Genomic DNA, 13957 nt, shown 5'->3' with positions numbered 1-13957 from the left:
TTAATCAGTCACTTATGGGTTTTGCCAACAAAGTGCGATTTTTTCCGCGGGCATCTTGACTTTCGGCGGCACGTCCTTAAAATACGTTTTGTGCATCGCAGCAAAGTCGCTTACCGCGATACGGTGCGTGCACCAGGATCGGGCTTTTTGGGGCGTACTCCCCTGGTTTCCCGGTCGCCCCGTGTAGACAGCCCTCAAGGAGCCCCCTATGTTTGCCACCCCCGAACGCGCCCTGGCCACCCAAAAAGCCGCCTTCGACGCCCTGCTCGCCGCGCAGAACACCGCCTTCGCCGGCTTCGAGAAGCTGGTCGACCTGCACCTCAAGGTCACCAAGGCCACGTTCGAAGAGGCTTCGCTGAAGGCCCAGGAAGCCTTCACGCTGAAGGACGGCCAGGAAGCGCTGGCGTTCGTCTCCGCGCTGGCCCAGCCCAACGCCGAGAAGGCCCTGGCCTACAGCAAGCACGTGTATGACATCGTCTCCGGCGTGCAGAGCGAATTCACCCGCCTGGGCGAAGCCCAGATCGCCGAACAACAGCGCCAGCTGTCGGACGTGGTCGAGCAACTGGCCAAGAACGCCCCGGCCGGCTCGGAAAGCGCCCTGGCCCTGCTGAAGTCGTCGCTGGCCACCGCCACCTCGGCCTACGAATCGGTGAACAAGGCTGCCAAGCAGGCTGCCGAACTGGCCGAATCCAACCTGACCGCCGCCGCCAACGCGACGTTCAAGGCCGCCGCCGAAAACGGCAAGACGACCCGCGCTCGTAAGACCGCATAGGCCCACCCCCTACGCGCTTCGCGCGCCCCCTCAAGGGGGCGATGCGGGTGGACCGGCAGAGCCGGATCCACCGCATCCTGGGTAAAAAAGCGGAGAACGATGTTCGTTCTCCGCTTTTTTGTTTTTAGGTGGATGCGGCGGCGAAGACGCCGCCCAGGCGGCGGGCTTCGTCGCGTAGCATCGCCAGGGCTTCGGCGGCGCTGTCGGGATCGCCCTTGACGCCTAGTTCGATGTGGCGCCGCTTGCCCTCGCCCATGCTGGGCAGGCTGAACACTTTCACGCCCGGCCAGCGGCGCTCGATGGCCTCCATCACGGGGGCGATGCTGGACTCGGCCAGTTCGAACACCATGAACGAGTGCTCCACGTGCGGCACGGCGTGGTGCAGCCCCGCGTAGCGGTGGTCCAGCGTCCATTCGATCATCGGCCACGCCATGACCGGAAAACCCGGCACGAAAGTGTGATCGCGGATGAAGAACCCCGGGATCTTGTTGTATGGATTGGGCACGATCTCGCTGCCCACCGGGAACTCGCCCATCTGCAGGCGCCGCAGGTTGTCCGGCGCCGTCATGTCGGCCGTGCCCGAGCCCTGCGCGGCCGTTTCCGCACAGCGCTGCGTGATCAGCTCACGGGCCTCGTCGTGCAGCGCCAGCGGCAGGCCCAGCGCGGCCGCGGCCGCCTGGCGGGTGTGGTCGTCGGGCGTGGCGCCTATGCCGCCACACGAGAACACCACGTCGCCGCTCGCGAAACTGCGCCGCAGCGCGGCGACCAGGGCCTCGCGATCGTCGCCCAGGAATTCCGCCCACGACAGCCGCAGGCCGCGCGCGCCCAGCAGCTCCACGATCTTGGAAAAATGCTTGTCCTGGCGACGGCCCGAAAGGATCTCGTCGCCGATGATGATCAGGCCGATGCGGCGATGGGAAACGGCTGTGTCGTTCATGGCGTGGTTTCGCTGCGCAAGCGGCGCAGCGCCTCGAGTGCGAAGTGCGAGAACAGGAGCGCGGAAAACACCGGCAGCAGGAACCAGGCCGGCGGCAGCAGGTTCAGCAGCGAGCAGATCAGCCCCAGCGTCCAGAAGCCGCGATTATGCCGCGCCATCAGGATGCGCCGTTCTTCCGGCGAGGCATGCTCGATCATGGCGTCGAGCCGCAGCATGCGGGTAAAGGCAAAGGCCCACCACGCGATGGGCAGCAGCACCGCCAGCGGCGGCAGCAGCCACAGCGGCATGGTGAACAGCCACCCCAGCACGAACAGCGTGGTCACCCACACCGCGTTCCAGACGCTGGCCACCGTGGCATGGCGGCCACGCCGCTGCAGGCCTGGATAGTCGTTCTGCTCCAGGTTGCGCAGCACCAGCGGCATGATCAGCACCGCCGCAACGACCAGCCCCAAGATGCCCGACAACGGCAACAGGATCAGCGTCGCCACGACCGGAATCAGCCACAGCTTCAGCGACGCGATGCCGATCGCGACCAGCATGCCGTCGATCTGCCCCATCAGCGGCAACGAGAACAGCGTGCCCTGCAGCCACTCGGTCAGCGGCGTCCAGAACAGCCAGATCAACACGACGGCGCCCACCAGCGCGACCAGGAAGGGCAACAACAGCGCCAGCAGCATGGGCCCACGGAACTGCGACACCACCGCGCGCCCGAAGGCCAGCCCCACGCCTTGCAGGCCGGCGCTGGGATCACCGCGTTCGACAGGAGAGGAAGTCATCGGATCTCCGGGAATTCAGCCATGGTTGCAAGTATGACGCATGGCGCAGGCATAATGGCTACCGGATCCCTACTTCCCTCGCATCATGGCCGTCTATCTTCCCGACACCGGCGCCAGCGATCTCTCGCGGCGCCTCGACGATCCGCAGACCATACTGGTGGCATGCCTGTGCGCGGCGTGGTGCGGCACGTGCCGCGAATACCTGCCCAAGTTCGAGGAACTGTCGGGCCGCTTCAAGGACCACGTCTTCCTGTGGGTGGACGTCGAGGAACATCCCGACCTTCTCGACGACGAAGACATCGAGGACTTCCCCACCCTGCTGATCCAGAACGGTACCCAGACCCTGTTCTACGGCCCCATGCTGCCGCACATCGGCCACCTGGAACGCCTGCTGGAAAGCCTCCAGACGGACAGCCCCCCACCCAACCTGCCGGGAGCGCCGGAGTTGCGCCGGGCGCTGACCTGAAATGACGTCGCCCGCGATGGGCGGGCGACGGCGACATTCCCGGCTCCGGTCACGCCGGCCGGCCCTGCCCCCAGGGGTCGACGCAGCAGTGGATGGCGGCCGTGCCGGCTTCCCCGCCCACGGTGCGCAGCGCGACATCGACGCGGTCCAGGCCGAACACGTGCGTACACAGCTTGTGCAGCGGATAGCGGCCCGACGCGATGGTTGCCAGCGCGAGTTCCACGGCCTGGTAGCTGTGGCCGCGCACCCCCTTGACCGTCAGGCACTTGCGGAACAGCATGTCGCTGTCGAACCGGGGCACGGGTTGCCCCTTGCGCCCTCCCAGCAGCACCCTGCCGTTCTTGCGCGCCAGCTGGATTGCCGCCACGATGGTGTCCGGTCCGCCCGAAGCGCAATCGATGACCAGGTCCGCCATCAATCCACCGGTCATCTCGGCCACCGATTCCAGCAGGTCGTGCGCTTCGATATCGATGGTGTGATGCGCACCCAGTTCGCGCGCCAGCGCCAGCCTGTGGCGATCGGCGCCCAGGCCCGTCACGATGATGCAGCCGACCCCGGCCTCGCGCGCCGCCACCACGCAGGCCAGCCCCTGCTGCCCCGGCCCCTGGATGAGCACCACCTGCCCCAGCCTCGCTTCCCCCTGGAAATGCACCCATTCGAAGCCATTGCCCAACGGCAGCGCCAGCGTTGCCAGCGTTGCCGACATGGCGTCCGGCACTCGGTGAAACACCGAATTGGGGTGCAGGAACTGGTACTGCCCATAGCCGCCCCAGAGGGACGGCGCGACGGAAATGGGCGTCGAGCCGTACCGGATGCCGCTGCCCAGCAACGAATCCGTGGCATCGCACAGCCGGAAATTCCCGGTCCGGCAGTAGTCGCAATGGCCGCAAGGCAGGTATTCCTCCAGGGCCACCCGGTCACCTTCCTTCAGGCCCCACCGGGCGGCGGCCGATGCCCCCAGCGCCGAAACGCGGCCCACAGTCTCGTGGCCCAGGATCAGCGGCCCCTTGCTCTTGGGATAGTTCAGGAAATAGGGCCAGTCGCTTCCGCAGACACCGGTCATCTCCACTTCCAGCAGGCCGCCGTCCACCGGGATGTCGGGACGGGGAAACATCCGGACCTCGGTCTGCTTGCCGTCCAGGGCGACAGCGGCGCAAATGGTTTCAGACATCGCGTGCATCCTAGATGGAGGTGTGTTCGGTATCGGTCTTGGCCGTCGCATCCTTCAGCACTTGTTCCAGCGGCACGTCCTCCGGCAGCACGAACGAGGCCGAGCGCACCCTGTGCGTGGCCGGGTCCAGCCCGGGCAACGGCGCGTCCGTACCCAGGTTGCCGGCCGCCGCCAGCAGACGCCGGCGTGCCCTGACGATGGCGATGTCGGTAGCCGCCAGCCGCTCCAGGCTCCGGTCGACGATGGGACCCATGCTTTCCTGCAGCGACGCATCCTGCATGGCGATGCCCCTGACCCCGCTGTACAGCGTTCCCTTCTTCTGGGCTTCGCGGTCGATCAGATAATCGTTTCGCTTGTTCGCCACCGTGCGATAGGTGCCCGGAATCAGCTCGGCATAGATCCCCTGCCCGTTCTGCATGGCCTCCAGTTCCTCCGGCTTCAGCGCCCGGGAAGGATGGTGGGTCATGCTCCAGGCATAGCAATTCTCGTCGTCCATCGGCACCCAGGCATGGCCATGCAAGGCATGGTCGCCATACGGCGGAATCATCGTGTACCACGGCATGATCCACTGGGTCACCCGCCAGTAGCTATGGCCCTCGTCGGCACGGCGGCGCGCACCGATGACCAGCCCGCCATCGGACTCCATGACCTCGAGCTTGGGGGCCGTGTCCTGCTGGTACTGCGCTCCTTTCGTCCCCTTGTGCAGCGGATCGGTATGCAGTTCGCCGCTATGCAGGAACGAAACGTGGCTGGAATCGATGCCCCCCTCCATTGCCTGCAGGTAATTGTTTTCCTGTATCCGCTTGCAGACGTAGCGATGCGAGTCGGGCACCATCGCCCATTCGAACTCCGGGAATGCCGGCTGCAGCTCCGGCGGCCCCATATAGGTCCACACCACTCCCCCTCGCTCCACGCAGGGATAGGAAGTCAGCTTCACGCTCTTGCTGAAATGGCTGCCGGCGGGCTCCGACGGTACTTCCGTGCACTGGCCCCGGAAGTCGTATTTCCAGCCGTGATAGGGGCAGCGAATGCCGTCCATTTCGATGCGGCCGAACCATAGCGAGACCCGTCGGTGCGCGCAGAACTCGTCGATCAGCGCCACCCGCCCCTGCGTGTCGCGGAATGCCAGCAGATTCTCGGACAAGAGCTTGACGCGCACCGGCGGCCCGTCGGGCTCGCGCAGTTCCTCGGACAGCAAGGCCGGGATCCAATAACGGCGGAACAGGCTGCCCATGGGCGTGCCGGGGCCGGTCTGCACCAGTTGCGTGTTTTGTGCTTTCGTAACCATGTCGTCTTCGTCAGAAATTGAAAGTCCGGGCGATGCTCAGTCGAGCGCCAGGCCGGCTCGTGCCGCCACATCGCGCCAGGTCGCGATCTCGCGCCGTACCCAGTCGTTCAGGATCGCGGGCGAACCTCCCACGCTCGCCACGCCCATCTGATCGAACGCCGCCTGCACGTCGGGTAGCCGGAGCAGGTCGTTGACGTCGGCATTGACCTTGTCGATGATCGCCGGCGGCGTGCCCGCCGGGGCATGCACGCCCACCCACGTCTCGAGCACCATCTTCTTCATACCCAGCTCGCTCAACGTCGGCACATTCGGAAACTGGGGGACGCGATCATCGGCGACCACCGCCAGCATGCGCATTTTTCCCGACCGTACCAGCGAGGCCGCCGTCTGCAGCACGACGAAACTGGCCTGCACCTGGCCGGCTGCCAGGTCGTTCAGCACGCTGCTGGTGGCCCTGTACGGGACGTGCGTCATCTTGACGCCGTTCTCCTGCTGGAACAGTTCCATGGTCAGGTGGTGCACGCTGCCCACACCCGGCGAGGCGTAGTTGAATTTGCCGGGGGGCAGTTTCCTCAGGTAGCCCAGGAATTCGCCCACGCTCGCGGCCGGCACGTCATTGCTCACGATCAGCGCCAGCGGGCTCTTGCCTACCAAGGCCACGGGCGCGAAGGCGGTGGCGGGATCGTAGGGCAGGTTCGAGCGCACGGCCGCCAGCGTGCTGAAGGCGGTGATCGACATCAGCAAGGTATGGCCGTCGGGCAACTCCTTCGCGACGAAGTCCATGCCTATGGAACCGCCTGCGCCGACCTTGTTGTCGACCACCACCGGCACCCCCCAGCGCTGCGCCAACTTGGGCGCCATCAGGCGCGCGATCAGATCGCCCGTTGTGCCGGCCGAGGCAGGAATGATGATCTTGACCATGTGTTGCGGATAGCCCGCCGCCAGCGCGACCGACGGCAGCAACATGCAACAGGACAGCCAGGCCACCAGTGAGCGGCGCCTCGAACGCCTCTTCAAGTCAGCGGATATCGCCAGTGCCATCGTTGTCTCCGTCCACTCTCGTTGTAGTGGCGACGATTACACTCCAGGCCTATTGATTATCCCAACAATTTATTTTGATCGATTAAGTAGGTGGCCTAATGAGCAATGTTCATCCGTCGCTGGGCAATCTCTCTCTCAAGCAACTGCGCGCCTTCGTCTGCGTGGCCGAAGCCAGGAGCTTCACCGAGGCGGCCGCGCGGCTCAGCCTCTCGCAATCGGCCGTCAGCCAGCTGGTGCGGGAATTGGAATCGGAACTGGAACTCAAGCTGTTCGACCGCACGACCCGCACGGTAAGGCTGACTGACGCGGGCGAGGAACTGCAGCCGACCGCGGCGCGCGTACTGCAGGACCTGGGCGCGGCGATAAGCGGTTCGCGCGACCTGGTGGCGCGTCGCCGGGGACGAGTGAGATTCGCCTGCTCGCCGGTACTATCGTCGCTGCTGTTGCCGCGCGTGATCGGCGCGTTCACGGCGCGCCACCCCCACATCACCGTGATCCTGCGGGATAGCGTAGGCAGCGGGATCGTGGACCTGGTCGCCGACGGCGAAGCGGACCTGGCGCTCAGCGTCCCGCCTTCGGAGTCGCCGTTCGTCGAAGAGGAGCCCTTCCTGACCGACCACCTGGCCCTGATCCATCCCCGCACCTACGGCTGGACCAAGCGGCGACGCGTATCCTGGGCGGACGTCACCACCCATCCCTATATCGCGCTACAGGCGCAGAACCCCACCCGTCATTTCGTCGACTACCACGCGGCATTGGCGAACGTGCGCCTCAAGCCCGCCTACGAGGTCTCGTTCGTCTGGACCGCCATCGGCCTGGTCGATGCCGGGCTGGGCGTGGCGCTTATCCCCGGCCACACCCGCCCCATCGTCGAGAAATACGAAAACGTCGACATGCGGCTGTTCGAACCGCAGACCATCGTGCGTCCGATCTCGCTGCTGCGTCACCGCCAGCGGTCGCTCTCCCCTGCCGCCCAGACCTTCGCCGACTTCATCCGCGCCTACATACGCCTCTGACGCCTATCGCGTCACGGACTCCCACAGCTTTTGCAAGCGCTTGACCGAAACCGGCATGGGCGTCCTCAACTCCTGCGCGAACAACGCCACCCGCAATTCCTCCAGCATCCACCGGAACTCGTCCAACTTCGCGTCCGGCACGCCCTTGCGCGCCGCCCGCGCCCGCTGATAGGGCGCCAGCAACTGGTTCAGGTCCGCCAGCAGGCGCGCATCGCGCGCCGGATCCGCGCGCAGCTTGTCGATGCGCGCCTGGACCGCCTTGAAATACCGCGGGAAATGCGACAACTGCGAGAACGGCGTATCGCGCACGAACCACTTCCCCATCAGCCCGCGCATCTGCTGCTCCATGTCCGCATGGGCCGCGGCATGCGGCTTGGCCTGCGGCAGCTTGCGCTGCGCGGCGGCCCATTCGGTCAGCACCGCCGCCACCAGGCGCGCGATTTCCTGCGCCAACAGTCCTACCCTGCCCTTGCCCTCGGCGCGCCGCTGCGCGAATGACTCCGCGTCCGCCGGCCAGGGATCCGCCAGGCAGGCCTGCGCCAGCGCCGCATCCACGATCTGGTCGCGCAGTTCCTCCTGCGTGCCCAGCGGCATGTAGAGCATGCTCATCTGCGTCATGCCGGTCAGGTTCTTCTCCAGGAACTTGACCTGCTCCTTCAACTGCAGCCGGAACAGGCGCAACAGCCCCGCGCGATGATGGCGCGCGGCCTCGTCGGGATCGTCGAACACGTCCAGGTCGCAGTGCGTGACGCGATCCACCAGCGCCGGATAGCCGATCACCGACAGGCCGCCGCGCCTGATCTCCATCAGCTCGGGCAGGGGCCCGAAGGTCCAGTCCGTCAGGTTCTCGTGCGCCAACGCCTGCGCCACCTCCTTGTCGCGCGCGGCCACCTGCTGGAACGTGGCCTGCGCCTCGCGCCCCAGTTGCGCCTTCAGGTGCGACAGGTTGCGGCTCATGTCCAGCATGCGGCCGTGCTCGTCCACCACGCGGAAATTCATCGACAAATGCGCCGGCAGCGTCTCCTGCTTGAAATCCGACGGCGCCAGCTGCACCGTGGTCTGCTCGCGCACGTCGGCGATCAGCGCCTCGACCAGCCCGCGGTCCGGCTTCTGCGCCCGCTCGAACCAGCGGTCGTAGAAACCCGCCGCGTATTCGGGCAGCGGCACGCAGTGCCGGCGCAGCTTCTGCGGCAGCGACTTCAGCAGCAGATGGACCTTCTCCTTCAGCAGGCCCGGCACCAGCCACTCGCAGCGTGCCGGATCGAGCTGGTTCAGCGCGAACAGCGGTACCGACAGCGTCACCCCGTCGCGCGGCGAGCCCGGCTCGAAGTGATAATCGAGCGCCATGTCGATGCCGTGCAGCGACAGCTTCTTGGGAAACACCTCGGTCGTGACGCCCGCGGCCTCGTGCCGCATCAGTTCGTCGCGCGACAGGAACAGCAGCTTGTCGCCCCCGGGCTTGCGCGCCTCGTCCTGGTACCATTTCTCCAGCGTCACCACCCGGTTCACGTCGGCCGGCACCTGCCGGTCGTAGAACGCGTAGATCAGGTCTTCGTCGACCAGGATGTCGGGCCGGCGCGACTTGTGCTCGAGCTTCTCGATTTCGGCGACCAGCTTGCGGTTGTGCGCGATGAAAGGCAGCCGGCTGTCGAGTTCGCCGGTGACCAGGGCCTCGCGGATGAACAGCTCGCGCGCCTGGCGGGCATCGATGCGGCCATAATCGACGCGGCGGCCGGCGTAGACGGTCAGCCCGTAGAGGGTCGCGCGCTCGTTGGCGACCACCCTCCCCTCCTTCTTTTCCCAACGCGGATCGGACCAGTTCTTGCGCAGCAGGTGGCCGCCCACGCGCTCCACCCACGTGGGGTCAATGCGCGCGATACAGCGCGCGAACAGCCGCGAGGTCTCGACCAGTTCGGCCGCCACGACCCACCGCCCCGCCTTCTTCGCCAGGCGGGAGCCCGGATGGATGAAGAAGCGTATGCCGCGCGCGCCCAGGTACTGGGCCTCTTCGTCGGACTTGTAGCCGATGTTGCCCAGCAGCCCGGACAGCAGCGCCAGGTGGATCTGCTCCAGCGTGGCCTCGGTCTGGTTCAGGCGCCAGCCGTGCTCGCCCACCACCGCCGCCAGTTGCGAATGCACGTCGCGCCATTCACGCATGCGCACCGGCGACAGGAAGTTCTGGCGCAGGTTCTCCACCAGCTTGCGCTGCGACTGCTTGTGCTCGACCGCTTCGTTGAACCACTTCCACAGCTTCAGGAAGGCCATGAACTCGGACCGTTCGTCGGCGAACTTGGCATGGGCCTGGTCGGCCGCCTCCTGCGCGTCCATGGGGCGGTCGCGCGGGTCCTGCACCGACAGCGCCGCCGCGATGATCAGCACCTCGCTCAGGCAGGACTGGTCGCGCGCGGCCAGGATCATGCGGCCGATGCGCGGGTCGACCGGCAGCCGCGCCAGTTCGCGCCCCACCGGCGTCAAGGCGTTGTCCTCGTCGATGGCGCCCAGTTCCTGCAGGAGGTGGTAGCCGTCGGCGACGGCCCGCCCCGGCGGCGCCTCGACGAACGGGAACTGCTCGATGTCGTCCAGCTTCAGGGACTTCATGCGCAGGATGACGCTGGCCAGCGACGAGCGCAGGATCTCCGGGTCGGTGAAAGGCTGGCGCGCCGCGTAGTCGGTCTCCTCGTACAGGCGGATGCACACGCCGGGTCCGATACGGCCGCAACGGCCCGCCCGCTGGTTGGCCGAAGCCTGGCTGACCGGCTCGATGCGCAGTTGTTCGACCTTGTTGCGCCACGAATAGCGCTTCATCCGGACCAGGCCGGTATCGACCACGAAGCGTATGCCGGGCACCGTCAGCGACGTCTCGGCCACGTTGGTGGCCAGGACGACGCGGCGGCCGCTGCCCTTGGGATGGAAGACCCGCTCCTGTTCGGCCTGCGACAGCCGGGCAAACAGCGGCAGCACCTCGGTACCGGGCGGATGGTGCTTGCGCAGGGCCTCGGCCGCCTCGCGGATCTCGCGCTCGCCGGGCAGGAAAACCAGCACGTCGCCGGGGCCGTGGCGGGCGCACTCGTCCACGGCATCGACGATGGCGTCGATCAGGTCGCGTTCCTCGTCGCGCGACAGGTTCTCCTTCTCGCGCGGCCGTTCGGCTTTCCTGGCCGGCTGCTCGTCGGTGTCGCTGGCCTGCATGCCGCGGGTATCCACCGGCCGGTAGCGGACCTCCACCGGGTACAGGCGTCCCGAGACGTTGATGACGGGCACCTCGGGCTGGCCGGGCAGGCTGAAATGCCGGGCGAAGCGCTCCGCGTCTATGGTTGCCGACGTAATGATCAGTTTCAAATCGGGCCGCCGCGCCAGCAACTGGCGCAGGTAGCCCAGCAGGAAATCGATATTCAGGCTGCGTTCGTGCGCCTCGTCGATGATGAGCGTGTCGTAGGCGCGCAACCAGGGATCGCGCTGCGACTCGGCCAGCAGGATGCCGTCGGTCATGAGCTTGACCGAGGCTCCCGGGGCCGTGCGGTCGTTGAAACGGACCTGGTAGCCCACCACCTCGCCCAGCGGCGTGCCCAGCTCCTCGGCGATCCGGCGCGCCACCGAGGTCGCCGCCAGGCGCCGCGGCTGGGTATGGCCGATCATGCCGGCCACGCCGCGGCCGGCATCCAGGCATATCTTGGGCAGCTGGGTGGTCTTGCCCGACCCGGTCTCGCCGCTGACGATGATGACCTGGTGCGCCGCCAGGGCGCGCGCGATCTCGTCTCGCCGGCCGCTGACGGGCAGGTCTTCGGGGTAGGTAATGGGCGGAACCGGGTTGCGCCGTCGTGCCAAAGGCACATTCTTGCGGGATTGTGCGACCATGAGAAGAACTTGGATTAACCCGTCATTATAATTTTGGGATGAACGCAGCCGCACAACCTCCCGACCCCGATCCTGCCCCCTCCGACCTGCACGCCCGGTTCGTGCAGTGGTTCCGCGAAGTGGCGCCCTACGTACATGCCTTCCGCGGCAAGATCTTCGTGGTGGCTTTCGGCGGCGAACTCGTCCAGGCGGGCGCCCTGAACGTCCTGATCCAGGACCTCTCGCTGCTCAGCGCCCTGGGCATACGCCTGGTGCTGGTCCACGGCTCGCGCCCCCAGGTCAACGAGCAGCTCCGGCTCAAGGGCATCCCCTTCCAGTTCGGCCGCGGCCTGCAGATGACCGACACGGCCGCGCTCGAATGCGCCAAAGAAGCGGCCGGCGAGATCCGCCTGGACATCGAGGCGGCGTTCAGCCAGGGCCTGCCCAATACGCCCATGTCCCACTCCCATATCCGGGTCATCTCGGGCAACTTCATCACCGCCCGGCCGGTCGGCGTCATCGACGGCGTCGACTACCGCCACACCGGCCAGGTGCGCAAGGTGGACGCCGAGGCATTGAACATGGCGCTGGGCCAGGGGTCCATCGCGCTGCTGTCGCCGCTGGGCTTCTCGCCCACGGGCGAGGCCTTCAATCTTTCCATGGAAGACGTCGGCACCGCCGTGGCGGTGGCGCTGCGCGCCGAAAAGCTGATCTTCCTGACCGACGCGCCTGTCCTCCACGACAAGGAAGGCAACGTCGACACCGAGCTGGCACGCGAGGACGCCGACGCGCTGATCGCCCAGGGCGACCTGGACGCAGGCACGGCCGTGGTGCTCAAGCACGCTTCGCGGGCGGTCAAGCTGGGCGTGGCGCGCGCGCACCTGGTGCCCTACGACCTGGACGGCGGCGTGCTGCTGGAAGTATTCACCCACGACGGCGTGGGCACCATGGTCGTGGAAGACACGCTGGACGACCTGCGCCCCGCCACCATCGACGACGTGGGCGCGATCCTCCACCTGATCGAGCCGCTCGAGGTCGACGGCACGCTGGTACGCCGCGGCCGCGGCAGCATCGAGCGCGACGTCGAGAAATTCTCGGTCAGCGAACACGACGGCGTCATCTACGGCTGTGCGGCGCTGTATACCTATCCCGAGGAAAAAATGGCCGAGATGGCCGCGCTGACGGTCAATCCGCAGTGGCAAGGCGCCGGCGAAGGCGACAAGCTGCTGCGCCACATCGAAAGCCGTGCCCGGGCGGCGGGCATCACGCGGCTGTTCGTACTGACCACGCGCACCGCGCACTGGTTCATCAAGCGCGGCTTCTCACAGGGCAGCGTGGCCGACCTGCCCAAGGACAAACAGGCGCACTACGACCGCAGCCGCAACAGCCAGGTGTTCATCAAGCGGCTGTAGCCCGTAAAAATGCATTTACATGTATTTTTACAACGCCGATATCAGAACAAACTCTGATATTTAATGTATTTACATATTTCATGCTCGGCATTACCTTAGGCTGAAACCACCCCGCGCCGCGTACCGGCGTCCGCAAGCCAAGGAGCAAGCATGGACATGCATCGCAGGCAATTCGGCGCGGCGGCGCTGGCCATGGCCGCGGCCTGGACCGCCGGCGCGCAGGAAACCTATCCCTCGCGAGCCATTACCCTGGTGGTGGCCTACGCCCCCACCGGCGACACGGACGCCATGGCGCGTCTTTACGCGGCCAAGCTGTCGGCCCGGCTCAAGCAACCCGTGGTGGTCCTGAACCGCCCCGGCGCGGCCGGCACCATAGGCAGCCGCTACGTCAGCCAGGCCGCGCCGGACGGCCACACCTTGCTGTTCGCGCCCAACACCGTGGCCACCGCACCCCTGGTCATGAAACCCGAGGCCCTGACCTACGACGTGCTGAACGACTTCGCCCCCATCGTCCAGACGTCGATCTGCCCGCTGATCCTGGTGGCCAATCCCGCCACCGGCTTCAAGACCCTGGCCGACGTGGTGGACGCCGCGCGCGGCGGGCGGCAACTGTCCTTCGGCACGCCCGGCCCGGGCTCCCCCATGCACATCGCCGGCGAATGGCTGAACCGCGCCGCCGGCATCGGCATCCAGCACGTGCCCTACCGCGCCAACGTCGCGGCCCAGATCATAGGCGGGCACGTGCCGCTGGGCTACGTCACCCTGGGCACCGTCGCGCAATACCTGCAGGCAGGCAAGGTCACCGCGCTCGCCGTCACCGATCCGGCGCGCTCGTCCTTCCTGCCCACCGTGCCCACCATCGCCGAGTCCGGCTACCCCGAGGTCGTGGTGGGCGCCTGGCACGGCTTCTTCGCGCCCAAGGGCACGCCCGACCACGTGGTGGCGCTGCTCAACCGGCACCTGAACGAGATCCTGCGCATGCCGGACGTGGTCGAGACGCTGAAGCACTTCGCGGCCGAACCGGTGGGAGGCCCTCCCGCCCGGCTCAAGGAACTGGTGGCGGCCGACCATCGCCGGCTGGGCGGCATCATCGGCCAGCTCGGCATCCGCGCCGACTGACCGGACGTCCGCAAACGGCCGAGGAGCCCATTTCGGCCAATTTGCGGCGGCCGGCGGCCATCCTGGGGGCGGGGCGCCCGCTGTCCGCGCACGCGCGGCTATATTGCCGCCGCATACGCCGCCAA

General features: G+C 66.8%; 11 protein-coding genes. 5 read left to right on the top strand and 6 right to left on the bottom strand.

What is annotated here, in order from left to right; translation table 11 throughout:
• Positions 1-208: 208 nt before the first annotated feature.
• Complete coding sequence (locus N5K27_RS05440; RefSeq protein ID WP_087839131.1) at positions 209-772, top strand: phasin family protein; 564 nt, start codon at positions 209-211, stop codon at positions 770-772.
• 124 nt (positions 773-896) lie between these two features.
• Here the strand turns inward: N5K27_RS05440 and N5K27_RS05435 are convergent, their stop codons facing one another.
• Together N5K27_RS05435 and N5K27_RS05430 are read right to left on the bottom strand one after the other, a co-directional pair.
• Positions 897-1709 (bottom strand): molybdopterin-binding protein, encoded by an 813-nt coding sequence (locus N5K27_RS05435; protein ID WP_279815113.1) that lies wholly within the window; start codon positions 1707-1709, stop codon positions 897-899.
• On the bottom strand, positions 1706-2485 hold the full coding sequence (locus N5K27_RS05430) for an EI24 domain-containing protein (RefSeq protein ID WP_087839129.1): 780 nt from the start codon (positions 2483-2485) through the stop codon (positions 1706-1708). The genes N5K27_RS05435 and N5K27_RS05430 overlap by 4 nt, the downstream gene beginning before the upstream one ends.
• Positions 2486-2570: 85 nt before the next feature.
• On the opposite strand from N5K27_RS05430, the gene N5K27_RS05425 reads away from it, so the two are divergent.
• The gene (locus N5K27_RS05425) at positions 2571-2951 is read left to right on the top strand and encodes a thioredoxin family protein (RefSeq protein WP_087839128.1); all 381 of its coding nucleotides are present in this window, start codon (positions 2571-2573) and stop codon (positions 2949-2951) included.
• 49 nt (positions 2952-3000) lie between these two features.
• On the opposite strand, the gene N5K27_RS05420 is transcribed toward N5K27_RS05425, so the two are convergent.
• The 3 genes from N5K27_RS05420 to N5K27_RS05410 are packed head-to-tail and all read right to left on the bottom strand — an operon-like array spanning position 3001 to position 6376.
• A complete protein-coding gene (locus N5K27_RS05420) occupies positions 3001-4122 on the bottom strand; it encodes an alcohol dehydrogenase catalytic domain-containing protein (RefSeq protein ID WP_087839127.1) in 1122 nt (373 codons plus the stop codon).
• A 10-nt stretch (positions 4123-4132) separates the two neighbouring features.
• The gene (locus N5K27_RS05415) at positions 4133-5410 is read right to left on the bottom strand and encodes a Rieske 2Fe-2S domain-containing protein (RefSeq protein ID WP_132980427.1); all 1278 of its coding nucleotides are present in this window, start codon (positions 5408-5410) and stop codon (positions 4133-4135) included.
• Between the two features lie 36 nt (positions 5411-5446).
• A complete protein-coding gene (locus N5K27_RS05410) occupies positions 5447-6376 on the bottom strand; it encodes a tripartite tricarboxylate transporter substrate binding protein (protein WP_279815110.1) in 930 nt (309 codons plus the stop codon).
• 173 nt (positions 6377-6549) lie between these two features.
• On the opposite strand from N5K27_RS05410, the gene N5K27_RS05405 reads away from it, so the two are divergent.
• Positions 6550-7467: a LysR family transcriptional regulator gene (locus N5K27_RS05405; RefSeq protein WP_279815109.1), complete on the top strand. Its 918-nt coding sequence runs from the start codon at positions 6550-6552 to the stop codon at positions 7465-7467.
• A 3-nt stretch (positions 7468-7470) separates the two neighbouring features.
• On the opposite strand, the gene hrpA is transcribed toward N5K27_RS05405, so the two are convergent.
• Positions 7471-11370 (bottom strand): ATP-dependent RNA helicase HrpA, encoded by a 3900-nt coding sequence (gene hrpA, locus N5K27_RS05400; protein ID WP_279815339.1) that lies wholly within the window; start codon positions 11368-11370, stop codon positions 7471-7473.
• On the opposite strand from hrpA, the gene argA reads away from it, so the two are divergent.
• A complete protein-coding gene (argA, locus tag N5K27_RS05395; protein ID WP_087839122.1) occupies positions 11361-12713 on the top strand; it encodes an amino-acid N-acetyltransferase in 1353 nt (450 codons plus the stop codon). The genes hrpA and argA overlap by 10 nt on opposite strands.
• A 150-nt stretch (positions 12714-12863) precedes the next feature.
• Positions 12864-13832, top strand: a complete 969-nt coding sequence (locus tag N5K27_RS05390; protein WP_279815106.1) for a tripartite tricarboxylate transporter substrate-binding protein — start codon at positions 12864-12866, stop codon at positions 13830-13832.
• The last annotated feature ends 125 nt before the right edge of the window (positions 13833-13957 follow it).

Source organism: Pigmentiphaga sp. GD03639, from assembly GCF_029845405.1.
Classification (GTDB): domain Bacteria; phylum Pseudomonadota; class Gammaproteobacteria; order Burkholderiales; family Burkholderiaceae_B; genus Pigmentiphaga; species Pigmentiphaga daeguensis.
This window is presented reverse-complemented; position numbering and strand designations above follow the sequence as displayed.